20 protein-coding genes are annotated in these 22,602 nt (G+C 75.9%); 10 read left to right on the top strand and 10 right to left on the bottom strand.

The window, feature by feature from the left end; translation table 11 throughout:
- Nucleotides 1-100 precede the first annotated feature (100 nt).
- Nucleotides 101-898 carry a peroxide stress protein YaaA gene (yaaA, locus tag BMY40_RS02625; RefSeq protein ID WP_093654870.1) on the top strand — a complete coding sequence of 266 codons (798 nt, stop codon included), beginning with the start codon at nt 101-103 and terminating at the stop codon, nt 896-898.
- A gap of 72 nt (nt 899-970) precedes the next feature.
- A complete protein-coding gene (gene eda, locus BMY40_RS02620; RefSeq protein WP_093654868.1) occupies nt 971-1,735 on the top strand; it encodes a bifunctional 4-hydroxy-2-oxoglutarate aldolase/2-dehydro-3-deoxy-phosphogluconate aldolase in 765 nt (254 codons plus the stop codon).
- Here the strand turns inward: eda and BMY40_RS02615 are convergent.
- The 3 genes from BMY40_RS02615 to BMY40_RS02605 form a co-directional block, all read right to left on the bottom strand.
- Nucleotides 1,710-3,047 carry a bifunctional RNase H/acid phosphatase gene (locus BMY40_RS02615; protein ID WP_245769794.1) on the bottom strand — a complete coding sequence of 446 codons (1,338 nt, stop codon included), beginning with the start codon at nt 3,045-3,047 and terminating at the stop codon, nt 1,710-1,712. The two genes, eda and BMY40_RS02615, sit on opposite strands and share 26 nt — an antisense overlap.
- Before the next feature lie 89 nt (nt 3,048-3,136).
- Complete coding sequence (locus BMY40_RS02610) at nt 3,137-3,880, bottom strand: zinc ribbon domain-containing protein (protein WP_218158225.1); 744 nt, start codon at nt 3,878-3,880, stop codon at nt 3,137-3,139.
- Nucleotides 3,877-4,764, bottom strand: coding sequence for a Nif3-like dinuclear metal center hexameric protein (locus BMY40_RS02605; protein WP_093654864.1), 888 nt, complete (start codon nt 4,762-4,764; stop codon nt 3,877-3,879). The genes BMY40_RS02610 and BMY40_RS02605 overlap by 4 nt, the downstream gene beginning before the upstream one ends.
- Before the next feature lie 172 nt (nt 4,765-4,936).
- Here BMY40_RS02605 and BMY40_RS02600 point away from each other — a divergent pair, with 172 nt between their 5' ends.
- From BMY40_RS02600 to BMY40_RS02580, 6 genes are all read left to right on the top strand, one after another.
- Entirely contained in the window at nt 4,937-6,151 is a 1,215-nt protein-coding gene (locus BMY40_RS02600) for a hypothetical protein (protein WP_245769793.1), read from the top strand.
- Nucleotides 6,152-6,225: 74 nt separating this feature from the next.
- On the top strand, nt 6,226-6,384 hold the full coding sequence (locus tag BMY40_RS27855) for a hypothetical protein (RefSeq protein ID WP_177213838.1): 159 nt from the start codon (nt 6,226-6,228) through the stop codon (nt 6,382-6,384).
- Between the two features lie 217 nt (nt 6,385-6,601).
- The gene (locus tag BMY40_RS02595) at nt 6,602-7,699 is read left to right on the top strand and encodes a lytic transglycosylase domain-containing protein (protein WP_093654862.1); all 1,098 of its coding nucleotides are present in this window, start codon (nt 6,602-6,604) and stop codon (nt 7,697-7,699) included.
- Nucleotides 7,700-7,841: 142 nt separating this feature from the next.
- Nucleotides 7,842-8,498 (top strand): class I SAM-dependent methyltransferase, encoded by a 657-nt coding sequence (locus tag BMY40_RS02590; protein ID WP_093654860.1) that lies wholly within the window; start codon nt 7,842-7,844, stop codon nt 8,496-8,498.
- Between the two features lie 22 nt (nt 8,499-8,520).
- A complete protein-coding gene (locus tag BMY40_RS02585) occupies nt 8,521-9,426 on the top strand; it encodes an N-acetylmuramoyl-L-alanine amidase (protein ID WP_093654858.1) in 906 nt (301 codons plus the stop codon).
- Between the two features lie 120 nt (nt 9,427-9,546).
- Entirely contained in the window at nt 9,547-10,473 is a 927-nt protein-coding gene (locus BMY40_RS02580; protein ID WP_093654856.1) for a DUF5336 domain-containing protein, read from the top strand.
- Nucleotides 10,474-10,619: 146 nt separating this feature from the next.
- Here BMY40_RS02580 and BMY40_RS02575 read toward each other — a convergent pair whose 3' ends face one another.
- The 3 genes from BMY40_RS02575 to BMY40_RS02565 all read right to left on the bottom strand — a co-directional run bounded on the left by BMY40_RS02575 (nt 10,620) and on the right by BMY40_RS02565 (nt 13,876).
- Nucleotides 10,620-11,687 carry a prenyltransferase/squalene oxidase repeat-containing protein gene (locus BMY40_RS02575; RefSeq protein ID WP_093654854.1) on the bottom strand — a complete coding sequence of 356 codons (1,068 nt, stop codon included), beginning with the start codon at nt 11,685-11,687 and terminating at the stop codon, nt 10,620-10,622.
- Nucleotides 11,684-12,442 (bottom strand): class I SAM-dependent methyltransferase, encoded by a 759-nt coding sequence (locus BMY40_RS02570; RefSeq protein WP_093654852.1) that lies wholly within the window; start codon nt 12,440-12,442, stop codon nt 11,684-11,686. Before BMY40_RS02570 ends, BMY40_RS02575 begins: the two co-directional genes overlap by 4 nt.
- 84 nt (nt 12,443-12,526) lie before the next feature.
- Nucleotides 12,527-13,876 carry a glycosyltransferase family 4 protein gene (locus BMY40_RS02565; protein WP_093654850.1) on the bottom strand — a complete coding sequence of 450 codons (1,350 nt, stop codon included), beginning with the start codon at nt 13,874-13,876 and terminating at the stop codon, nt 12,527-12,529.
- A gap of 307 nt (nt 13,877-14,183) precedes the next feature.
- Between BMY40_RS02565 and BMY40_RS02560 the strand changes: the two genes are divergently transcribed.
- Complete coding sequence (locus tag BMY40_RS02560; protein WP_245769792.1) at nt 14,184-14,804, top strand: TetR family transcriptional regulator; 621 nt, start codon at nt 14,184-14,186, stop codon at nt 14,802-14,804.
- A gap of 156 nt (nt 14,805-14,960) precedes the next feature.
- Nucleotides 14,961-15,566 carry a response regulator transcription factor gene (locus tag BMY40_RS02555; RefSeq protein WP_177213871.1) on the top strand — a complete coding sequence of 202 codons (606 nt, stop codon included), beginning with the start codon at nt 14,961-14,963 and terminating at the stop codon, nt 15,564-15,566.
- 86 nt (nt 15,567-15,652) lie between these two features.
- Here BMY40_RS02555 and BMY40_RS02550 read toward each other — a convergent pair whose 3' ends face one another.
- The 4 genes from BMY40_RS02550 to lanKC form a co-directional block, all read right to left on the bottom strand.
- Nucleotides 15,653-17,578, bottom strand: coding sequence for an ATP-binding cassette domain-containing protein (locus BMY40_RS02550; RefSeq protein WP_093655719.1), 1,926 nt, complete (start codon nt 17,576-17,578; stop codon nt 15,653-15,655).
- 5 nt (nt 17,579-17,583) lie between these two features.
- On the bottom strand, nt 17,584-19,449 hold the full coding sequence (locus BMY40_RS02545) for an ABC transporter ATP-binding protein (RefSeq protein WP_093654846.1): 1,866 nt from the start codon (nt 19,447-19,449) through the stop codon (nt 17,584-17,586).
- Between the two features lie 159 nt (nt 19,450-19,608).
- Entirely contained in the window at nt 19,609-19,734 is a 126-nt protein-coding gene (locus BMY40_RS02540; RefSeq protein ID WP_093654844.1) for a SapB/AmfS family lanthipeptide, read from the bottom strand.
- Nucleotides 19,731-22,475: a class III lanthionine synthetase LanKC gene (gene lanKC / locus BMY40_RS02535; protein WP_093654842.1), complete on the bottom strand. Its 2,745-nt coding sequence runs from the start codon at nt 22,473-22,475 to the stop codon at nt 19,731-19,733. Before lanKC ends, BMY40_RS02540 begins: the two co-directional genes overlap by 4 nt.
- Nucleotides 22,476-22,602: the final 127 nt, after the last annotated feature.

Below are 22,602 nucleotides of genomic sequence, written 5' to 3'. Positions count from 1 at the left end.
GGGTGGCGGGGCGGCCGGGTGAGCGGGGCGCATACGCTGCTGTGGCGCCGGTGCGGAGGGACGCACTCCGGCGCATGTGCCATCTGTGAGGAGAACCGCCGTGCTCGTACTGTTGCCGCCGTCCGAGGGGAAGGCCGCCGGGGCGTCCGGTCCCGCGCTCGATCTGGGAGCGCTGTCGCTGCCGGGGCTGACGGCCGCGCGGGAGGCGGTGCTGGCGGAGCTGGTGGAGCTGTGCGCGGCCGACGAGGACAAGGCGCGCGAGGTGCTCGGGCTGAGCGAGGGCCTGCGCGGCGAGGTGGCGAGGAACGCGGGGCTGTACGGGGCCCCGACGCGCCCTGCGGGCGAGGTCTACACCGGTGTGCTCTACGACGCTCTGGACCTGGGCACGCTGGACGCGGCGGCGCGGGAGCGGGCCGGGCGGTGGCTGCTGGTGTTCTCGGGGCTGTGGGGTGCGGTGCGGATCGGCGACCCGATTCCGCCCTACCGCTGCTCGGGCGGGGTGCGGCTGCCGGCGCTGGGATCGCTGGGCCGGTACTGGCGGGAGCCGCTGGGGTCGGTGCTGCCCGAGACTGCGGGCGAGGGGCTGGTGCTGGACCTGCGGTCGGCGGCGTACGGGGCGATGTGGAGGCCGAAGGGCGATCTCGCCGGGCGGACGGCGACGGTGCGGGTGCTTCAGTCCAGGATCGTCGGCGGTGTGGAGAAGCGGTCGGTGGTCAGCCACTTCAACAAGGCCACCAAGGGGCGGATGGTCCGCGCGCTGCTGCGGGAGGGCGTCGAGCCGGGCGGCCCGGCGGAGCTGGCGGAGGCGCTGCGCGGCCTGGGATACACGGTGGAGGCGGAGCCTCCGGCGAAGGGCGGGGCGCCGTGGCGGCTGGACGTGGTGGTCACCGAACTCTGACCGGACTCCGGTTCGTTGCATGCTGCGCAACGGGCGTTGCGGTACGTGAGCGGGGTGTGCAGGATGGCCGCCATGACAGCCGACCCCGTACCGTCCGTACTCGCTCTCGGCCCGGTGCTGCCGGTCGTCGTCCTCGGCGAGACCCGTCCCGCCGAGGCCGTCCCGCTGGTGCGGGCGCTGGTGGCGGGCGGGCTGCGCGCGGTCGAGATCACACTGCGGACGGAGGGCGCGGTGGAGGCGGTGCGCCGGGTCGCGGCGGAGGTGCCGCGGGCCGTGGTCGGCGCGGGCACGGTGCTCACCCCGGAGCAGGCGGTGGCGGCGCGGGCCGCCGGCGCCCGCTTCCTGGTCAGCCCCGGCTGGACGGACCGGCTGCTGGCGGCGGCGCGGGACACGGGCGTGCCGCTGCTGCCGGGGGTCTCGACCGCCTCGGAGGTCATGGCGCTGCTGGAGCGCGGGGTGGCGGAGATGAAGTTCTTCCCGGCCCGTGCGGCGGGCGGCCCGGCGTATCTGAGGGCGCTGGCCTCACCGCTGCCCGGGGCCCGGTTCTGCCCGACGGGCGGCATCGGGCCGGATTCGGCGGCGGACTATCTGGCGCTGCCCAACGTGCCCTGTGTGGGCGGCAGTTGGATGCTGCCGCCGGACGCGGTGCGGACGCGGGACTGGGACCGGGTCGAGCACCTGGCCCGCGAGGCCGCCCGGCTGGGCGCCGCCGCGGTCGCGGAGACGGTCGCGGACACGGGCGGCGGCGCGGAAGGCCGTACGGGGAGCGGAACGGGGACCGGGACGGGCGGCGGCACGGGGGGCGGGGACGTCAGCGCAGGTGGCCCGTGTCGTTGAGCAGCCGCAGCGAGGCGTTGCCGTCCGCGTAGTACGCCACCGCCGACAGCGAGGCCGCCGACAGCTCCATGCGGAACAGCGCCTCGGGCGGTGCGCCCAGGGCCGTGCACGCCAGCACCTTGACCGGCGTGACATGGGTGACCAGCAGCACCGTGCGGCCGGCGTGGCGGGCCAGGATCCGGTCGCGGGCGGCCTCGACGCGGCGGATGACGCGCGCGAAGGACTCGCCGCCGGTGGGCGCGGCCTCGGGCGAGGCCAGCCAGGCGTCCAGGTCGTCCGGGTGGCGCTCGCGCACCTCGGCGAAGGTCAGCCCCTCCCAGGCTCCGAAGTCGGCCTCGCGCAGGTCGTGTTCGACCTCGACCCCCAGCCCCAGCCGGTCGGCGACCGCCCGCGCGGTCTGGCGGCAGCGCACCAGCGGCGAGCTGACCACGTGCTGGACGGTGCCGCGCGCCGCGAGGGCCGAGGCGGCCGCCTCGGCCTGGCGCAGCCCGGTCGCCGACAGTTCCGGGTCGGTGCCGCCGCTGCCGGAGAAGCGCTTGAGGGGGGTGAGCGGGGTCTCGCCGTGGCGCAGCAGGACGAGGGTGGTGGGGGTGCCCATGTCGGCGCCCCAGCCCACCTGCGGGGTACTCGGCTCCCCGCGCCCGGCGGGCGCGGCGGGAGCCGCGTGCTCCACGGGCAGTTCGTCGGCCGCGGTCAGGGCAGTCGGGTCGTCCGTCCCGGCGCCCCGCTCGGCGGCGGCCGCCGTCCGGTGGGTCTCCCGTACGGCCTGGCGTACGGCGGTCCGCGCCGCCGCCCGCGCCTCGGCGGAGCTCTCGGGGGTGGCCGGGGACCCGGAGGCCCCGGTGAGGCCGGGGAGGGTTTCGGCGTGGGTGCCGGCGCCGAGTTCGGCGGTGGAGGCGGAGGGCCGCCACGCCTCGCCGCGGCGGCCTGCGTCCATGGCCTCGTTGGCCAGCCGGTCGGCGTGCTTGTTCTCCTCGCGCGGGATCCACTGGTAGGTGACCGAGTCCGGCGGGAAGACCGAGGCGGCCTCCAGCGCCAGCGGGCGCATGCCGGGGTGCTTGATCTTCCAGCGGCCCGACATCTGCTCGACCACCAGTTTGGAGTCCATCCGGACCCTCACCAGGGCCTGCGGGTCGAGCGCGTGGGCCGCGCGCAGCCCGGCGATCAGGCCCCGGTACTCGGCGACGTTGTTGGTGGCGGTGCCGATGTACTCGGCCGCCTCCGACAGCGTCTGCCCGGTCCCGGCGTCGCGGACGACCGCGCCGTAGCCGGCCGGGCCCGGGTTGCCGCGGGAGCCGCCGTCGGCCTCCACGACGAAGGTCCTGCGGGACCCCGGGGCATCCGGGGAGTCCGGCGAGTCCGACGAGTCCTGGGGGCCCGGCGAGTCCTGGGGGCCCGGCATCACAGTCCCGACTCGGGGGTGCGCACCAGGATCCGGCGGCAGTTCTCGCAGCGCACCACCGCGTCGGCCGGGGCCTGGCGGATCTCGTTCAGCTCGGTGATGTTCAGCTCCAGGCGGCAGCCCTCGCAGCGCCGCTGGTAGAGGCGGGCCGCGCCGACGCCGCCCTGCTGCTCGCGCAGCTTGTCGTAGAGCTTGATCAGGTCGGCCGGGACCGAGGCGGCCACGACCTGGCGCTCCTTGGTGACCGCGGCGGTCTCGGCGTCGATCTCCGCCAGCGCCGCGTCGCGCCGCCCGACCGCGTCGTCGATCCGGGCCTGGACGGAGTCGGTCCGCCGGGCGAGCTCGGCCGCGCGCTCCTGGGCGGACTCGCGGCGCTCCATGATCTCCAGTACGACGTCCTCCAGGTCGCTCTGGCGCCGCGAGAGGGAGGCGATCTCGCGCTGGAGGTTCTCCAGGTCCTTCGGCGAGGTGACCGCGCCGGAGTCCAGGCGCTGCTGGTCGCGGGCGGCGCGCTTGCGCACCTGGTCGACGTCCTGCTCCGCCTTGGTCTGCTCGCGGGCGGTGTCGCTCTCCTCCGTCCGGGCGGCGACCAGCAGGTCGCGCACCTGGGAGAGGTCGGCGTTCAGTCCCTCGATCTCGGCGTGCTCCGGCAGGTTCCTGCGCCGGTGGGCGAGCTGGGTGAGCCGGAGGTCGAGGGCCTGGACGTCGAGGAGGCGGATCTGGTCGGCGGGCTCGGCGTTCAGTTGGGGGCTCCTGTGATGGTGGTGGTGGGGGCGGCACCCTCGGCGGGGGCGGACGCCGCGTGGACGGTCCAGGGGTCGGTGACCGTGCGGGAGACGTGGACGCGCAGTCCCCAGCCGTGCCGCTGCGACACGGCGTCGAGCTGGGCGGCGGCCTGTGTGCACCAGGGCCACTCGGTGGCCCAGTGCGCGGCGTCCACCAGCGCCGGCCCCGCGTGGGGGCCGCCGTGCTGCACGGCCTCGGAGGCCGGGTGGTGGCGCAGGTCGGCGGTGACGTAGGCGTCGACGCCGGCGGCCCGCACCTGGTCGAAGAGGCTGTCGCCGGAGCCGCCGCAGACCGCGACGGTGCGGATCGGCCGGCCGGGGTCGCCCGCGGCCCGGACGCCCTGCGCGGTGGCGGGCAGCCGTGCGGCCACCCGCTCGGCGAAGCGGGCCAGCGGCTCGGGGGCGTCCAGTTCGCAGATCCGGCCCAGGCCCCGCCGTCCGGCCGGGTCGGTGGGGTCGGGCACCAGCGGGCCGGTGATCCGCAGGCCGAGGGCCTCGGCGAGGGCGTCGGAGACGCCGGGGTCGGCGCGGTCGGCGTTGGTGTGCGCCACGTGGAGGGCGGTGCCGACCCGGATCAGGTCGTGTACGACCCGGCCCTTGGAGGCGCCGGCGAAGACCGTGGTGGTGCCGCGCAGGTAGAGGGGGTGGTGGGTCAGCAGCAGTTCGGCGCCGAGCTCCACCGCCTCCTCGGCGGTCTCCCGCACCGGGTCGACGGCGACCAGCACCGCGCTCACCTCGGCACCGGGGTCTCCGCAGACCGTTCCGACGGCGTCCCACTGCTCGGCCCGCTCGGGGGGCCACAGTTCGTCGAGCGCGGCGATGACATCGGAGAGTGCAGGCACGGGTGAGAGGTTACCTGCCGTGCGGCCCGGTATGCGGGGCCGGGCGGAGCACACCGGACGCCTCCCCTCCCCGCGAAACGGCCCGCCGTCCCCCGTACGTGTGAAGGCGTCCGGCTCGGACCGTCCGGCGGGGGGCGCGAAAACTACCGTCCTCACCGGAGGTGATGGGCTGATGACGATCAGTGTCGTCGAGGCTGCCCGGAGCGAGGGCGGAAGGGAGGCGCACCCCGGCCTCACGATCGCCGCGGACGGCTCCTACGCGGCCCGGCTCGCGCCGGCCGGGGACGGGCGCGGCCGGATCCCGGAGCGCTGGACGCTGGACGGCCCGGAGCCGTACGCGGTCCCGCTGCCGGGGCCCCGCCCGGAGGGACCGGGGACCGAGGTGCTGCCGCTGCCCGACGGGCGGGTGCTGATCTGCCGCGAGGCGGACGGCGGGTACCACCTCGCGCTGCTCTACCCCACCGGCCCGGGCACCGGCGAGCTCCCGCTGGGTTCGGTGGGCTGCGAGCGGCTGCGGCTGCTGCCGCCCGCCCCGGACGGCTCGCACGGTTCGTGCGGTTCGGCGGTCCACGCGCTCGCACCCGGCGAGCACGGCTCGACGGTGTGGCTGGTGCACGGGGGCGGCCGCGGCCCGGAACCGGTCGCCGAGGTGCCCGGCCGCTGCTCGGGCGGCGTCTGGCTGGACCGCGAGGGGCGGCTGCTGGCCCTGGACCGCACCGACGCCGCCGGCCGCACCAAGACCGTCGCCGTCGACCTGGGGCGCGGCGGCGAGGTCTTCCCGCTGCTGGAGCTCACCGACGACAGCGACGACCGGCTGCTGCTGGCCGACCCGGACAGCGGTCTGCTGCTCCTGCGCTCCGACGCGCCGGGCGAGGTGCGGCTGGGCTGGGGCGTGCTCGGCAGCCACCGGCCGGTGCGCTTCCCCGACGCCCTGCGCCCGCCCGGCGTCGCGCTGACCCCGTTCGCCGTCCAGCCCGGCCAGGCCCTCACCCCCGAGGGCTGCGCGGTGGCGCTGCGCGCGGACGGGCCGAACGGGACGTGGGTGGCGGTGTGGCGCCCCTCCCAGCGGAGGCTGCGGCATCTGCCCGCCCCGGTGGGGTGGGTGCGGGGGACGGGCCTGTGGACGGCGGACGGCGAGTTGCGGCTGCCGTACGCCGTCGGCCGGACGGGCCGGACGCAGTGCGGGCTGGCCCGGATCACGCCGCCGCCCCCGGAGTCCGGGCCGCTGCCCCGGCAGCGCGCGGAGCGCTCCGCGGAGGGGGACGGTCCGGCGGAGGGCGGTCCGGCGGAGGGCGGCGGTCCGCTCGCGGTACGGGCTGCGGCCTTCACACCGGTGCCGCTCCAGCAGGCGCCACTGGCCCGGACCGAGGCGGAGCGAAGATCGTAGAACTACTACGATCTGGTCGGGTACGGAGGAAACGACCTCAAGTCCACACCTCGACTCCACGGAGTATTTCCGCGATGTCCCAGACCCAGACCGAGACGAGCAGCGAGACGAGCGCCGGGATCGGCGAGCACCACGGCCGGCACCGCGGTCCGGCCGCCGTCGGCGAGGAGGCCAGGGTGCCCGTGCGGGGACGCCACCGCCGCCCCGCCCGGGAGGAGCAGCGGGAGGACTGATCCCGCCCCGCTCCGGCACGTCCTCGTGGGCCCCGGGTGCCGCGGAAGACCGCGGCACCCGGGGCCCTCCCGTCCGCCCCCCGCCTCCGTCTCCCCCGCTTCCACCCGCCGCGACGGACCTCCCCTCCCCCGCCGTAGAGCAGATGAGGAGAGGCCGCCGCCCGCGCGGCGGCCAGGCCGCGGACGGCGCGGACGAGCGAGCGGAGGAAACCGGCCCATGGCGAGGAGACGGAACGGACGCATACGCAGGAGCGTCAGGGGGACGGCGGTCACGGCGGCGGCCGTGGCGGCGCTGACCGCCTCGCAGCCCCCCGTGCCGGCGGCCCACCCCTCACCCGCGGCCGGACGGGCCGCGGCTCCGAAGGCTTCCGTCTCCGGCGACGGGCCCTACCTCACCGAACTGCCGCCGCTGCGGACCCCCGGCCCCTCGGCCGGGACCGGCTCCCCCGCCCCCTCCCCGCTCCTCCCGGCCGCCCGGCGCGGGGGCATTCCGGTCACGGCCCTGGAGGCGTACCGGAGGGCGGACGCGGCGCTCGCCCTCAGCCATCCGCGGTGCCGGCTGTCCTGGCAGCTCCTGGCCGCCATCGGGCAGGTGGAGTCCGGGCACGCACGCGGCGGGCGGGTGACGGCGGACGGCACGGCGGCCCCGCCCATCCTCGGCCCCCGGCTCGACGGCGCGGGCTTCGCGCGCATCACGGACACCGACGGCGGCGCGTACGACGGCGACACCGTCTACGACCGCGCGGTCGGGCCGATGCAGTTCATCCCGTCCACCTGGGCCGCCTGGGGCGCGGACGGCAACGGCGACGGGCGCGAGGACCCGAACAACATCCACGACGCCGCCCTCGCCGCCGGGCGCTACCTGTGCGCGGGCGGCAGGAACCTGTCGGACCCGGCCGACCTGAACCGCGCGATCCTCGGCTACAACCGCTCCGAGGCGTATCTGCGCACCGTCCTGGCGTGGTTCGCGTACTTCCGCGGCGGCCACTTCGCCATCCCCGACAGCCCCGCCGGGCAGGCCGCGCCGGAGAGCGCGCGCCCGAAGCCGTCGCGCACGGCTTCCGGCGAGCCGGAGCGCGCCGGCGGAGAGGGCGGCGCGCGCCCGTCGTCCGCGCCCGCTCCCACACCCGAGGCGGAGCCGTCGAAGCCGCCCCGGAAGAGGGAGACGGCCGAGCCGGAGCCCGAGACGTCCGCGCCGGACCGCCTCGACGTCCCCGACCGGATCGGCGGCCTCCTCCCCGGCCCCACCGCCACCCCTCCGGCCGGGGACGGCGATCCGGCGTCCGGGGACGCCCCCGTCCTGCGCCTGCCCTGACCACCGGGCGGCTCCCGACCCACCTCATCGGGCCGGCGGCGCGTAGGGCAGCATGGGGCGGCGGCACAGGGGCCGGGCAGGCCGGAACCGGCCGGACCGGGCAGGACAGGGCAGGACAGGGCAGGACAGGGAGAGCGAACCGATGGACTCCGCAGCGCGACCCGCACCCGAGGTCGTCGCCGCCTTCGAGGCTGCGAAGGGTTTCATGCCCGCCGACGAGGGGCTGGCGCTGTACGCCGCCGCCCGCGACGCGGCACGGCTGGGGCTGCCGCTGCTGGAGATCGGCACGTACTGCGGCCGCTCCACCATCCTGCTGGCCGACGCCGCCCGCCGCGCGGACGGCGACGTGACCGTCCTGACCCTCGACCACCACCGGGGCAGCGAGGAGCAGCAGCCGGGCTGGGAGTACCACGACCCCTCCCTGGTGGATCCCGGGGTGGGGCTGATGGACACCCTCCCCTTCTTCCGCCGCACCCTGCACGCCGCCGGGCTGGAGGAGTACGTCGTCGCGCTCGTCGGCCGCTCGCCGCGGGCGGCGTCGGTGTGGGGCGGGCGGCTCGGCCTGGTCTTCGTCGACGGCGGGCACACCGACGAGCACGCGACGGCCGACTACGAGGGCTGGGTCCCGCACCTGGCCGAGGGCGGGCTGCTCGTCGTCCACGACGTCTTCCCGGACCCGGCCGACGGCGGCCAGGCGCCGTACCGGATCTACCGCCGCGCGCTGGAGTCCGGCGCCTTCGCCGAGGAGCGCGCGGTCCGCTCGCTGCGCGTTCTGCGGCGTACGGGCCCGGGTCTGTAAGGCGCGGCGCTACGATCCGATCATGTCCCTCGGCCGGCGGCTGTCCACCTTCCTCGTGGCTCTCGCGATCGTGCTGCCCGTCTGCCTGGCGGGCCGGCTGGCGTGGCAGTCGGCGCGGGACGCGGACGCGGGCGGCGCGTCCGGTGCCCCCGAGGCGTCCAGGGCGTCCGGGACGCCCTCGCCCGGCCCCTCCCCCGAGGAGCCGGACGGGGAGGGAGGACCCCTGGAGGGCACCGTGGTGGTGCTCGATCCCGGGCACAACCCGGACAACCGCGAGCACACCCGCGAGATCGCGCGCCGGGTCGACGCCGGCACGCACCGCAAGGAGTGCGACACCACCGGCACGGCCACCGACTCCGGCTACGCGGAGGCGTCCTTCACCCTCGACGTCGCCCGCCGCGCCCGCACCCTCCTCGAAGGGCTGGGCGCGGAGGTGGAGTTCACCCATGACGGCGACCGCCCGTACGGGCCGTGCGTGGACGAGCGCGCCCGGGCCGGGAACGAGGCGGGGGCCGACGCGGTGGTCTCGGTGCACGCCGACGGATCGGGCGAGGGCGACCGGGGTTTCCACGTCATCCTCCCGGCGCGGGTGACCGAGGGCTCCGCCGACACCCGGCGGATCACCGGCCCCTCGCGCCGGCTGGGCGAGCACCTTGTCGGCGCCTTCGCCGAGGCCACGGGGTCCGGGCCCGCCGACTACCTGGGGGGCTCCGTGGCCGAGACCGGCCTGGTCGTCCGCGACGACCTGGGCGGGCTGAACCTCTCCCGGGTGCCGAAGGTCTTCCTGGAGTGCGGCAACATGCGCGATCCGCGGGAGGCCCGGCGGCTGGCCGACCCGGAGTGGCGGCAGCGTGCGGCCCGCGGCATCGCCGAAGGCGTCAGGGCCTTCCTGCTCGGCGAGCGCGGCAGCGTGCGAACCGATGGGTGAGCCGGTGGGACGGGCCGGGGCCGGGCGGGAGAACCCGCCGGACTCCGCGGAGCGTCCTTCCGTACGATAGGGCCCGCCCCCGTCTGACCAGACCATGACGAAACCGATTAAGGATATTACGTGAACATCCGCTCGCTCACCCGAAGCGATGGCGCGGTTGTCGGAGCAGCGGTGCTGCTGTTCATCGCCTCGTTCCTCGCCTTCTTCAAGGCCGACGACTGCACCGAGAACTGCACGGTCAGCAGCTGGGAGCCCGCACTCTTCCCGCTGCTGCCGACCGTGACGCTCGCTGCGCTGGTCGCGGCCGCCCTGCTCGTCGCCGGGCGGGTGCTGCCCGGCGACCGCAAGGTGGCGGGGCTCGGCCTCGACCAGTGGGGCACCGCGCTGGCGGTCTTCGTCGGCTGGGCGGCACTGTGGTCGGTGTTCGCCACCATCGCGCCGGACCCGGAGGACCAGGACCTCAACCGGGGCATCGACCTGGGAGCGGGCGCCTGGCTGACCCTCATCGGCGGCCTGCTCATGGCGGCCTTCGCCGTCCTGGGCAACACCGTGGGCGCGCTCAGGGCCCCGCTGCTGCCGGCCCCCTCCCCGCAGGCCCCGAACCCCTACGGCCCGGGTCCGCAGGCCGGCGGCTACGGCTACCCCGGCGCCCAGCCGGGCCAGCCCGGCCAGCCGATGCAGGGACAGCCGCAGGGCGGTTACGGCTACCCGGGCGGCCCGCAGCCGGGCCAGCCCGGCCAGCCGATGCAGGGACAGCCGATGCAGGGACAGCCGCACCAGCCGTACGGCGGGGGCCAGCCCGCGCAGCAGCAGGCGGCCCCGGTGGGCGGTGGCGCTCCGGCCGACCCGAACTTCCAGCCGTTCTGGTTCGCCGTGCCGGTCGCCCGGCCGCTGTACGGCGAGGACGGCTCCCCCGCGCCGGTCGCCGAACTGGCTCCGGGCACCTGGTACCTGGCGGTGGAGCAGCGCGGCCAGGCGCTGGTGGCGCAGACGCAGGACGGCCGCCGCGGCGTCCTGCAGGACACCTCGGGCATCCAGCGCGGCTGATCCCCCGCGCGGTCGCGCGGCGACGCGCGAGCAGACACGCGGCAGGCCCCGTCCGGTAATACCGGACGGGGCCTGCCGCGTGCGGCGGCGGTGTCCTGGGCCGGCCCGGATCAGGCCACCGGGCCGGCCCGGGCTCAGGCTCCGTCTCAGCAGCAGTCCGGCTCGAGCCCGGCCGGCAGCCCCTCGCCGCCGAAGACCGCCACCGTGGCCTCGTCGCCGCCGAGCGCGGCCACGGCCAGCAGCAGCGAGCCGGCGGTCCAGGAGGTCAGCTCCTCCGGCCAGAAGGCCTCGTCCTCGAAGACGTAGCCGGTCCAGTACAGGCCGCCCTCGGCACGCAGGTGCTGCATCCAGCGCAGGATCTCCAGCGCCCGGTCGGACTCCCCCATCACCCACAGGGCCAGGGCGAGTTCGGCGCTCTCGCCACCGGTCACCCAGGGGTTGGGCAGAACGCAGCGCACGCCCAGGCCGGGGACGACGAAGCGGTCCCAGCCGGACTCGATGCGCTCCTTGGCCGCGGCTCCGGTCACCGCGCCGCCCAGGACGGGGTAGTACCAGTCCATCGAGTAGCGGTCCTTGTCCAGGAAGCGCTCGGGGTGGTGGCGCACCGCGTGGCCCAGCCAGCCCAGCGCCAGTTCCCAGTCCGGTTGCGGTTCCTCGCGGTGCTCCGCCAGGGCCAGCGCGCAGCGCAGCGCCTGGTGGATGGAGGAGCAGCCGGTCAGCAGGGCGTCGGTGACGGGGGTGCCGTCGGCCTCCCGCTTCCAGCCGATCTGCCCGCCGGGCTGCTGGAGTTCCAGGACGAACTCCACGGCCGCGTGGACCACCGGCCACATGCGGTCCGCGAAGGTGTCGTCGCCGGTGGCCAGGTAGTGGTGCCACACCCCGACGGCGACGTAGGCGCAGAAGTTGGTCTCCTTGCCCAGGTCGGTGGGGCGGGCCGCGTCCCCGTCGGCGTAGGCGGCGTACCAGGAGCCGTCCTCGTTCTGGTGCTCGGCCAGCCAGAGGTAGGCGGCCTCGGCCCGCGCGTGCTCCCCGGCCGCGTCCAGCGCCATGGCGGCCTCGACGTGGTCCCAGGGGTCGAGGTGGTGGCCGCGGAACCACGGGATCGCGCCGTCCTCGCGCTGGAGGGCGACGATGCCCGCGACGGTCCGCTCGGCCTGTTCGGCGGTCAGGACGCCGGGCAGGACCAGCCGTTCGGTGCGACCCGGGCTCGTCACGCCGTCCCCTGACCGGAGACGGCGCCGGCGGGCAGGTGCGGCTTGGTGGCGTAGGCCACGAAGCTCTTGCCCATCACCGGGTTGAGCAGTTCCTCGGCGAGGCGGGTGGCCAGCGGCTTCTTCATGATGTCCCAGACCAGCAGCTTGTGGTACGCGCGTACCGGCAGCGCGGCGTCGTCGCCGTCCCGGTTCACCCCGAAGGCGCACTTGAGCCACCAGTACGGGGAGTGCAGGGCGTGCGCGTGGTGGGTGCCGTACGGCCTCAGGCCCGCTCCGCGCATCTTCGCCAGCAGTTCACCGGCGCGGTAGATGCGGATGTGGCCGCCCTCGACCTCGTGGTACGCGTCGGACAGCGCCCAGCAGACCTTCTCCGGTCCGTAGCGCGGCACGGTCACCGCGATCCGGCCGCCGGGGCGCAGCACCCGGACCATCTCGGCCAGGACTCCCTTGTCGTCGGGGATGTGCTCCATCACCTCGGAGATGATCACCGCGTCGAAGCTGTCGTCGGGGAAGGGCAGGGCCAGGGCGTCGCCCTCCATCGCGGTGGCCTCGGCGCCCACCGGGGCCTCGCCGGCCTCCTTCATGGCGGCGAACCACTTGGCGACCTCGCGGATCTCCTCGGCGTTGCGGTCCAGCGCGACGACGCGGGCGCCGCGCCGGTAGCACTCGAAGGCGTGGCGTCCGGCGCCGCACCCCAGGTCCAGGACCCGGTCCCCGGGGGCGAGCGGGAAGCGGGAGAAGTCCACGGTCAGCACTGGTGTCTGCCTTCCTCGGTGCGGGTGGTGCGGGTGGTGCGGTGCGGTGTGCCGGGGTGGCGGGCCGGAGGCGGCGGGCGGCGGCTAGTGGAGGGCGGTCGCGGCGGGTCCGCGGGCCTCGACGGCGGCCCGGTAGTGCTCCACCGTGCCGCGGGCGGCCTGTTCCCAGGTGAAGCGGCGCAGCACCCTCTCCCGTCCGGCCGCGCCCAGGCGCGCCCGCAGTTCCGCGTCGCCGAGCAGTCTGCCCAGCGCCGCGGCGAGCGCGCCGGCGTCGGCCGGCTCCACCGCCAGGCAGGTCCGGCCGTCGGGGCCGGCGACCTCGGGGATGGCGCCGCCGGTGGTGGCGACCAGGGGGGTGCCGGTGGCCATGGCCTCGGCCGCCGGCAGGGAGAAGCCCTCGTAGAGGGAGGGCACGCAGGCGATCTGGGCGCCGCGCACCAGGTTGGCCAGCTCCCGGTCGCTGATGCCCTTGACGAACTCCACCGCGCCGCCGAGCCCGTAGCGCTCCATCGCCTCGGCCACCGGCCCCTTCTCCGGGCGCTTGCCGACGACGACCAGATGCGCCTCCGGGTGCTCGGTGCGGACCTTGGCCAGGGCCTCGACGAGGTGGACCAGCCCCTTGAGGGGGACGTCGGCGCTGGAGGTGGTGACGATGCGGCCGGGGATTTCGGGGACGGCGGGGTCGGGCGAGAACAGCCGGGTGTCGGCGCCGATGGGAACGACGTGAATGCGCTCGGGGCGCACTCCGAGGTCCTCGGTGATCTCCCGGCGGGAGGACCCGGAGACGGTCAGCACGGTGGGCAGCCGCCGGGCGACGCGCTTCTGCATGCGGGTGAAGCCGTACCAGCGGCGTACCGAGGCCCGGCGTCTCCAGCCCTCGGCGGCGGCCAGGTCCAGGCGGCGGTCGACGGTGATGGGGTGGTGGACGGTGGTGACCAGGGGGAAGCCGAGCCGCTCCAGGCCGAGCAGGCCGTAGCCGAGGGTCTGGTTGTCGTGCACGACGTCGAACTCGCCGCGGCGGGCGGCCAGGTGGCGGCGGGCGCGCAGCGAGAAGGTCAGCGGCTCGGGGAAGCCCCCGGTCCACATGGTGGCGACCTCCAGCGCGTCGACCCAGTCGCGGTACTCCTCGCGCTTCGGGGTGCGGAAGGGGTCGGGCTGCCGGTAGAGGTCGAGACTGGGCAGGCGGGTGAGGGAGACCTCCCCCGGCAGGCCGTCCTCCTGGTCCAGTACGGGGTAGGGCTGGGCGCCGATCACCTCGACGCGGTGGCCGAGCCGGGCCAGCTCGCGCGACAGGTGGCGCACGTAGACGCCCTGGCCGCCGCAGAACGGGTTCCCCTTGTAGGTGAGCAGCGCGATCCGCAGCGGCCGGCCGCCGTCGGCGGCCTCGCCCGCCAGGGGTCCGGGCGCGGCGCCCCAGGTGGCCTCTGCCGTCACTCACGGCCCCCTTCTCGAAGGTCCTCGCGGCGATTTTCCGCCGGAGCGTAACCGCCGGGGATAATCTGGAACAAGTTTCAAGGATGCCCCGGGCGCGCTCGGCCCGCGCCCCGGACCCGGCCGGCTCCGGGAGCGGGGCGGATCCGGCTCGCAAGATTACCGGCCGGTAGAAGTTCCGGACCGGGCCGGTCCGGGTGATTCACGCCACGGCTCCGTCCTGCGAGGATGCGGTCTCCCGGGCCCCCGGAACGGCCCGGACCCGCGGCGGGAGCCGCCCGGGCCCGACGGGACAGACGGCAGGAGAGACTTGACGGCACATCCCGGCTTCCCATCCGCCCCGCCTCTCACCGAGCGCCAGGAGGCGCGCCGCCGCCGCATCCTGGCGGCCAGCGCCGGGCTGGCCCGGCGCGGGGGCTTCGGCGCGGTGCAGATGCGCGAGGTCGCCGAGTCCGCGGACGTCGCGCTGGGCACGCTCTACCGCTACTTCCCCTCCAAGGTCCATCTGCTGGTCGCCACCATGCACGACCAGCTGGAGCGGCTGCACGAGACGCTGCACCGGCACCCGCCGAAGGAGCCGGAGCCCGCCGCCCGGGTCGCGGTGACGCTGATGCGCGCCTTCCGCGCGCTCCAGCGGGAGCCGAACCTGGCGGAGGCCATGCTGCGGGCGTTCACCTTCGCCGACCGCTCGGCCGGCGCGGAGGTCGACGCGGTCTCCCGGCTCACCACCGAGATCATCCTGGACGCCGTGGGAGCGCGGGGGGCGCCGACGCCGGAGCGGCTCTCGGCGGTCCGCGTCATCGCCCATACCTGGCATTCGACACTGATCGGATGGCTCTCCGGACGCATTTCGATCGAACAGGCCCAAGAAGACATCGAAACGGTTTGCACATTGATCACCGCGGAAACGACCAGTGAAGTGCGCCAGTAGTTCGATCCGGTGGTTCGCGCGCCCCCCAGTCACCTCCTGCACCCCCGTTACCAACCGGTACTGGCCGAAACTCTGCGTTATCCAGTGCTATTTGCAGGTATTCGTTGACGGGTGTTCGACAAACGTCCCCCGATCAGGGCACTGGAGGATTCGAACGTGATTCAGGTATTGCTGGTGCACCATTTCGGCCTGCTGCGATCCGGTCTGGCAGCGTTGCTCAACGATGCATCCGACCTGGAGGTGCGTGACGTCCCCTGGTCCAACGATCCCGGGAGGCTCCGGGCCCTGCGGGCGGACGTGTGCGTCGTGGACATGGACGGCCCCGGGGCCCCGGACGTGGCCGGCATGGCGGAACTGTGTCGGCGTATGACGTCGGCAAAATGCGGGTTACTGGTTCTGGCCACCCCGGGGCGTCCCGGTGCGCTGCGCCGCGCCTATGACGCACAGGCCCTGGGATTCGTCAACAAGGACGCCACCCCGCAGAAGTTACTCGAGGGGATCCGGCAGGTCGCCGCGGGGAAGAGATACGTGGACGAGTCCCTCGCCCACGATCTGCTGCGTTCCGCCGAAATGCCCCTCACAGCAAGGGAGTTGAGCGTTCTGTCGCTGGCCGCGAAGGGGGCGACGGTCTCCGAGATCGCCAGGCGGCTGCACCTCTCGCACGGCACCATACGCAACTACATGTCGGCGATCACCCGTAAGACCGGGGCGCGCAACAGGATCGACGCCATACGGATATCGCAGGGCGCGGGCTGGGTGTGAGCGTCCGCCGGGCGGCGGCCCGGACGGGCGCGCATGCGCGCGCGGGCGCGAGTGAGTGCGCCCACCGGCCGGGCTCGGACGGCCCGTCAGGCCGGGGCGCGAGAGCGCCCCGGCCTGACGGCACACCGGCCTTCGCGGCCGGTGTGCCAGCGCCCCACCAGGTCGCGGTAGAGCCGTGAGCGGTCGAGCAGCTCGCGGTGGCTTCCGGCGGTGGCGCGGGCCCCGTCCATCACCAGTACCCGGTCGGCCCGGTGCGCCGAGCTGATCCGGTGCGCGATCACCACCAGCGTGCCGGGCCGGTCCGCGAACGCCCGCTCGGCGCGCGCCTCCGCCTCCGGGTCCAGATGGCAGGTGGCCTCGTCCAGCAGCACCAGGGGCGCGGGCGACAGATGGGCCCGCCCCAGCGCGATCAGCTGCCGCTCCCCCTGGGAGAGGGCGGCCGGGTCGACCACCGCGTCCAGCCCGCCCAGCCCGTCGGCCAGCGGGCCGAGCCCGACCGCGGCCACCGATGCGGCCAGCCTCTCCTCCTCCGGGCCGGCCTCCGGCGCCCCGCCCGGTGTTCCGTCCGGCGCCCCTGCCGAAAGGTCGTCCGGGCACAGGTAGAGCAGGTTCTCGCGGAGGGTGCCGGTGAACACGTACGCCTGCTGCGGGATCAGCACACGCTGCCGCGCCAGCTCGCCGGCGCTCCTGCCAGCGGCGCGGGGAGGGGCGCCGTCCACCAGCACCTCGCCCCGGCCGGGAGTGAGCAGGCCCGCCACCAGAGCGGCGAGGGTGGACTTGCCGATGCCGCTGGGGCCCACGACGACCAGGTGCTCGCCGGGTTCGACGGTCAGGTCCACCTCGCGCAGCACCGGCTGGGCGCCGGGGCCGTAGGCGAAGGTCACCGAGCGCAGCTCCACCCGGGAGCCGGCCGCGGGCCGGGCGGGGGCGGGCGCGGGGGTTTCGGCGGGGGTCGCGGCGGATTCCACGGTGCCGGACCGGGCGGCGGGAAGGGCCGCGGAGGGCGCGGCGGCCGACTTCGCGGCGGCCGGCGCGCCGTGCGGCGGGTCCTCCCCGACGAGCCGGTCCAGGATCACCAGCAGCCGGGTGCCCGCCGCCCCCAGGGCGCTCATCAGGGTGCGCAGGGCCGGCAGCAGCGACTGGGTCAGATACGTCAGCGCGCCCAGCAGCGCGCCCGCCGTGAGTCCCCGCTCCAGCAGCCACGGGGTGGCGAACAGCAGCAGCACGATCGGCAGGTGCCCGGCCACGCCCAGCGCCACGGTGCGGGCGGCGGCCCACCGGGCCAGCGAACGTGCCGCCTCCACCTCGGTGGCGACCAGCGCGTCCGCCTCCCCGGCGGTGCGCCGCTCGGCTCCGCACGCCACGACGTCCCGCAGCCCGGCGGCGACGGCCCCGTAGCCCGTGGAGAGGGCCTCGTCCGCGTCGAGGAAGTCCCGCTGGCGCGCCGCCATCGGCACCAGCGTGGCCGTGAAGAGCAGCAGCCCCAGCACCAGAGGCGGCAGGACCACCAGGAGCAGCAGGGGGTGGAGGGAAGCCAGCCCGGCCAGGGCCCCGGCCGCGGTGAAGACGAAGGAGCGCAGCACCAGCACCAGCCCGGCGAAGCTGTCCCGGGCCAGCTCGGTCTGGTGGGTCAGGCGGGAGACGGATGAGTTGTCCGCCCGGGCCGGCTCGGCCACCGCCCCGTGCAGGGCGCGGGTCACCACCCGGCGCAGCAGCCCGTCGCGCAGCGGCTCCACCAGGTCGGCCAGCCCGCGGAAGACCCCCCGTACGGCCAGGCCGCCGACGACGGTCGCCGCGGCGGCCACCGCCAGCCAGGCCAGCCCCGTCCCGGTGCTCCCGGCCAGGAAGCCGCGGTCGAGGGCCTGGGCCACGCCGTAGCCGACCAGGAAGGTCTGCGCGGACTCCAGCAGCGACCAGCCGCCGAGCCGGACCAGGACGCGCCGCCGGCTCCGCAGGAAGCGCGCGGCGCGCGGCAGGAGGCGGCGGGCCGGGCCCGGGGCGGTACGGCTCACCGGGCTCACCGGGGCTCCTCCGCCGCGGCGCGGGCCGCCCGGGGAGCCGGGCCGCCGGGCGCACCCGGAGTGTCCAGGGCATCCGGCGTGTCCAGGGCGTCCGGGCCGTCCGAGACGCCAGGGCCGTCCCCGGCCGTGAACGCCGCCCGGTACTCGGGCAGTTCCCACAGCGCCTCGTGCGGTCCGACAGCCCGCACCCGGCCTTCCTCCAGCCAGGCCACCAGGTCCGCGCGGGCCGCGGAGGAGACGCGGTGCGCGATCAGCAGCCGGGTGCCGGCCCGCACCCGGTCCGTCAGCGCCCGGCTGACCTGGAGCTCGGTGACGCTGTCCAGGCTGGAGGTGGCGTCGTCCAGCACCAGCAGCCGTCCCGCGTGGGCGAAGGCGCGGGCCAGGCCCAGGCGCTGGAACTCGCCGCCGGACAGCGGCGCGTCCGCGAGCGCGGTGCCGTAACCGGCGGGCAGGCGGCGGACGAAGGCGTCCGCGCTGGCCGCCCGCGCGGCGTCCTCGACGGCTCCGGGTCCCGGGTCGTACGCGCCGAAGGCGACCGCCTCGCCGACGGTGTCCCCGAACAGGGCCGGCCGCTCGAAGGCGTAGCCGACCTCTCGGCGCAGCTCGGCGGGGTCGAGTCCGTCCAGCGGGACGCCGTCGAGCAGCACCCGCCCCTCGTCGGGGTCGGCCAGGCGCCCGGCGAGCGCGGCGAGGGTGGACTTGCCCGAGCCGGACCGCCCCACCACGGCCATCGTGGCACCGCCGGGCACCACCAGGTCGACACCGCGCAGCACCTCGCGCCCGCCGCGCACGGCGGTGACACCGCGCAGCTCCAGCCGTCCGGTGCCGTCCGGCGGCAGGGTGCGGCGGCCGTACGCCACCGGGGGCACGGCCAGCAGCTCACCGACGCGGCGGGCGGCGGCGCGGCTGCGCACCAGGGCGCCGATCCGGCCGGTGACCGCGCCGACCCCGGCGGCCAGGGCCGCGTAGCGGGAGGCGGCCAGCAGTTCGCCGACGCTCAGCTCCCCGGCGGTCAGCCGCACCCCGCCCACCGCCAGGACGGCGATCGTCAGCAGGGGGACCAGGACGCCGCTGCCGACCATGGCCTGCCCGTACACGTGCCACATCCGCCGTCCCTGGGCGGCCAGTTCGGGCAGCGGGGCCAGGACGCGGGCGCGTTCGCGGCCGGCGGTGCCCGCGGCGGCGAGGGTACGGGCGCCGGCCAGGGCCTCGACCAGGCGCGCGGCGATCTCGCCCTGGACGCGCTGGTAGCGCGAGACGCTGTCGGAGGAGCCGCGGGCGAAGGCGCGCAGCAGCAGCACCAGCAGGGGGACCCCGGCACAGAAGGCGGCGGCGAGCCAGGGGTCCACCAGCAGCAGGGCCACCAGGGCGCCGAGCGGGGTGAGGAGCGAGGAGACGGCGGTGGCGGCGGTGGTGGGTACCGCGCCGGCCTCGGCCGCGTTGCCCGACAGCCGGGTCACCAGGTCGCCGTGGGGGAAGCGGGCCGCCCGCCGGGGGCCCACGGCCAGCAGGTGCTCCAGTCCGCGGCGGCGCAGCCAGGCGGTGGAGCGGGCGTCGGTGGTGCCGGTGAGATGGGCGCTCACCGCGTCCAGCAGCACCTCGGCCGCCACCAGCAGCGCGCACAGCGCCGTCCAGCGGGCGGCCTCCCCGGAGCCGTCCAGCGCCAGGTCGAGGGTGTGCCCGAGCGCGGCGGGCAGGGCCACGGACGCGGCGGCGGAGGCGGCGGCGAGCAGGCAGATCGCCGCGGCGCGTCCGGCGCTGTGGCGGATCGCGGCCGTCAGGACGCGGTCGGCCGGGGTGCCGGTACCGGCGGCGGCAGCGGCATCGGCATCAGCGGGGTCTGCGGCGGGCTGGGGCGCCATGGGCGGTTGGCTCCTCGCGTCCGTGGGCGGCGCGGCGGGGGTACGCGCGGGGCGGCCGGGGTAGACCTGGGATACGGCGATGCGGTCCCGGGCGCTGTGACCGCCCGGGACCGCGTCGACCGTTTCACAACCGCGGGACCGGATCCCGCGGCGCCGGGGTCAGCGGCAGGTGGTGACGCTCAGGGAGCTGTCGCCGCACAGCAGCAGGCTGGCCTCGGAGCCGCCGCCCGCGACGGTGCCCTTGTCCTCGGAGGTCTCCAGGGTCTGCAGGTCGAGAAGCGTCATTTCTCTTTTCCTTTCGTTTCCGTGGGGACGGGATTTTCCGGTACGGCCTCCCTGACGAGAGACCGGCTCTGGGGCCGCCCGGGGGGCGGCGGGAGGAAGGGCAGGTGCACGGGGGTGTCGTGCAGCGCGCTGCCCAGGGCGAGCAGACAGCCGGCCGTGCCGGTGGCGAGATCCATCGACAGGCGCATCATCTGCTCGCCGGGGAAGGCCAGCAGGCCCTGGTAGGGGACGGCGGCCCGGGTCAGCGAGGCGATCTGGCGGCGCAGATCCACCTCGTGGGCGCCGGGGTCGCCGACGGTGGTGCGGCCCAGGTGCAGGATCATCCCTGCCGCGCCCCGGAACAGGGCGGGCTGGGCGTAGAACCTGGAGCGGGCGGCCTTGAGGATGTCGTGCCGCGCCCGCTCGAACCGCTCGTCGTCGCGGTGGGCGGCGTAGTCGTCCAGCACCATCCCGATGCCGACGCTGCCCTCGCCCAGGTAGGGCATGGTGCGCCAGCCCTCGTCCACCTGGAGGGCGCCGCCGGCGCTCGTCACGCAGTGGTCGAGGTCGCGCCGGATGGCGTCGGCGGCGAGGTCGAGCAGTCCGGGCTCGCCGGTGCGCTCGTACAGCCGCAGGAAGAGCAGTGCCTGGCCGGCCGAGCCGTACAGCAGCCCGGCCCGGGGGCCGCGCCCGGCGGAGGACCGGGCCGCGGCGCCGTTCCCGGCGCGTGCGGCCTCGCGCCCGCCCTTGTCGGCGACGAGGCGTGCGCAGCGCAGCGCCTCCTCGTGCAGGGCGCTCTCACCGGTGGAGGCGGCCAGGGAGTCCAGGGCCAGGCCGATGCCGGCCAGGCCGCCGTGCAGGTCGGGGGCCAGATCGTCCCAGGGCTGGTCCACGACCGTCCCGGCCAGTTCCAGGGCCCGGTCGGTGTGGCCGAAGCGCTCCAGGGTCCAGGCGATGCCGGCCAGTCCGTCGTAGAAGCCCAGCGGGGTGCCGGAGGCGGGCTCCTTGGTCCTGCGCAGCAGCCAGTCCTCGGCGTCCGGGCACCTCTCGCCGCCGGTCTCGGCCAGGGCGTAGAGCACGCCGGCCGCGCCGTTGGCGAAGCCCGCGCCGCCGCCGGCGGCGAACTGGGCGATGTCGCCGGGGAAGAAGCGGTCCTCGCGTTCGGGGGTGGCCGAGGCGAGTACCGCCCGCACCATCGAGTCGCGGCTGCGCGGCCAGTCGGCGGGGTGGACGGGCAGGTAGCCCTGCCCGGGTGCGCCCGTCGCGGTGCCCGCCGTCCCCTCCCGGGCCGTGCCGCCCGGCCCGTGCCCGGCGCCGGACGGCGCCGGGGGCTCCCAGCCGCGGAGGATCTCCGCCACGGCCTCGTCGAGGAACCCGCGCGGCACGGGGAACTCCTCGGCCACCAGCTCGGCCAGGTGCGCCGCCTTGCCCCGGTCGATCGCCAGCAGGCTGGTCTGCGGCAGGAAGAGCGCGATGCGCAGGCAGGCCAGGGCGTAGCGGTCGACGTCGAACCCCCTGCGGTCGGCGGGGGCCACGAAGCCGGGGTTGGCGATGACCTGGCGGCGGCCCTCGTCGATGTGGGCCGCGGCCTCGAAGTCCAGCAGCGTCACCGAGATTCCGCCGTCTTCGTCCTCGCGGACCATGATGTTGAACAGGTGCAGGTCGTTGAAGACGACGCCGCGGGCGTGGACGGCCTCGACGGCCTCCTCCACCAGCCGGTGGACGCGCAGGGCCCACTCGGTGTACCCGGCTATCGCCTCCGGAGCGGGATCGGCCTCGATCAGCGGGTGGCGCAGGGCGAAGAAGCTGTTGAGCGGCCGGCCCTCGACGTACTCCAGCACCAGGAACCAGTGGTCGCCGAGCTGGAACCAGTCGCGCACCTCGGGGGTCTGGGGCAGGCCGGACAGCCTCTCCAGCGCCTCCTTCTCGCGGCGCAGGCGGGTCACGGCGTCGGCGCCGTCGGCGGCGAGGCCGGCGTGGGGGCGGCCCTCCTTGAGGACGACCTTCTCGCCGGTGCGGCTGTCGGTGCCGACGTACACGCCCCCGCCGTTGGAGAAGTGCAGTGCCTTCTCGATGCGGTAGGGGATGTCGGCGACCTTCGCCGCGCCGCGGGCCTCCAGATGGGGCCGCAGGAAGTCGGGGAGGGTGATCCAGTCCGGGACGTGGAAGGCCGGGTCCCTGCGGTCGGGCACCAGGCGGCCCTCGGCGTCCTCGACGGCCGGACGCAGCTCGCCGTCCTCGTAGCAGTGCCGCTCGGTGAAGCTGCCCCAGCGCACGTGCACCGGGCCGCTCCCCCAGCGCAGGTCGCTGAGGATGTACGGGCCGCTCTCGCCGGCCAGCAGCGCGTCGAGGTCCTCGGCGATGGTGCGGCACTGCTCGTCGCCGGCCGGGTAGACGGTGACGAACTTCCCGCTGGCGCCGCGGTCGGCGTACTTGGCGTTGCGGTTGTGCAGGAGGTAGCGGCTGGGCATGAACTTGAAGGCCACGCCCCGGGACACGCAGTAGTCCCACACCTTGTCCAGGATCCGCTCGGCGTTGTCCAGGCAGGCCGAGACGTGGATCTTCCAGCCCTGGGCGGGGAGTTCGGTGTCCAGCGGGCGCAGGGCCAGCCAGTCGCCGGAGCGGTGGCGCTGCCAGCCGGCGGGTGCGGGGCGGCGGGCGGCCTCGTAGGTGCCGGCCCGCCCGGCCTCGTCCGAGAGGCGGTGGGGGGCGTCGTAGAAGTGGCGGTCTGCGTCGCAGAAGACGGCGTAGCCCTTGCTCATCGTTCCCCCTTCGGCTCTTCTCGGTCACCGGCGGCGTCTGGGGAAGACCTTTCCACGGCGCCGGAGGGGCGGGACAGTCACAGCTGTCACGAGTCGGCCGTGAGGAACGCACGGGTAACTCCGCCGC

The sequence above is a fragment of the Streptomyces radiopugnans genome (genome assembly GCF_900110735.1).
In the GTDB taxonomy this organism is placed as follows: Bacteria; Actinomycetota; Actinomycetes; order Streptomycetales; family Streptomycetaceae; genus Streptomyces; species Streptomyces radiopugnans.
Note: the sequence above shows the minus strand (reverse complement) of the source record. Positions and strands in the feature narration are given on the sequence as shown.

Excerpts from the sequence above, each read along its gene's own strand:
- eda (WP_093654868.1), top strand. The coding sequence starts at position 971 with ATGACAGCCGACCCCGTACCGTCCGTACTCGCTCTCGGCCCGGTGCTG.
- BMY40_RS02600 (WP_245769793.1), top strand. The coding sequence starts at position 4,937 with ATGACGATCAGTGTCGTCGAGGCTGCCCGGAGCGAGGGCGGAAGGGAG.
- BMY40_RS27855 (WP_177213838.1), top strand. The coding sequence starts at position 6,226 with ATGTCCCAGACCCAGACCGAGACGAGCAGCGAGACGAGCGCCGGGATC.
- BMY40_RS02595 (WP_093654862.1), top strand. The coding sequence starts at position 6,602 with ATGGCGAGGAGACGGAACGGACGCATACGCAGGAGCGTCAGGGGGACG.
- BMY40_RS02590 (WP_093654860.1), top strand. The coding sequence starts at position 7,842 with ATGGACTCCGCAGCGCGACCCGCACCCGAGGTCGTCGCCGCCTTCGAG.
- BMY40_RS02585 (WP_093654858.1), top strand. The coding sequence starts at position 8,521 with ATGTCCCTCGGCCGGCGGCTGTCCACCTTCCTCGTGGCTCTCGCGATC.
- BMY40_RS02545 (WP_093654846.1), bottom strand. The coding sequence starts at position 19,449 with ATGGCGCCCCAGCCCGCCGCAGACCCCGCTGATGCCGATGCCGCTGCC.
- BMY40_RS02540 (WP_093654844.1), bottom strand. The coding sequence starts at position 19,734 with ATGACGCTTCTCGACCTGCAGACCCTGGAGACCTCCGAGGACAAGGGC.
- lanKC (WP_093654842.1), bottom strand. The coding sequence starts at position 22,475 with ATGAGCAAGGGCTACGCCGTCTTCTGCGACGCAGACCGCCACTTCTAC.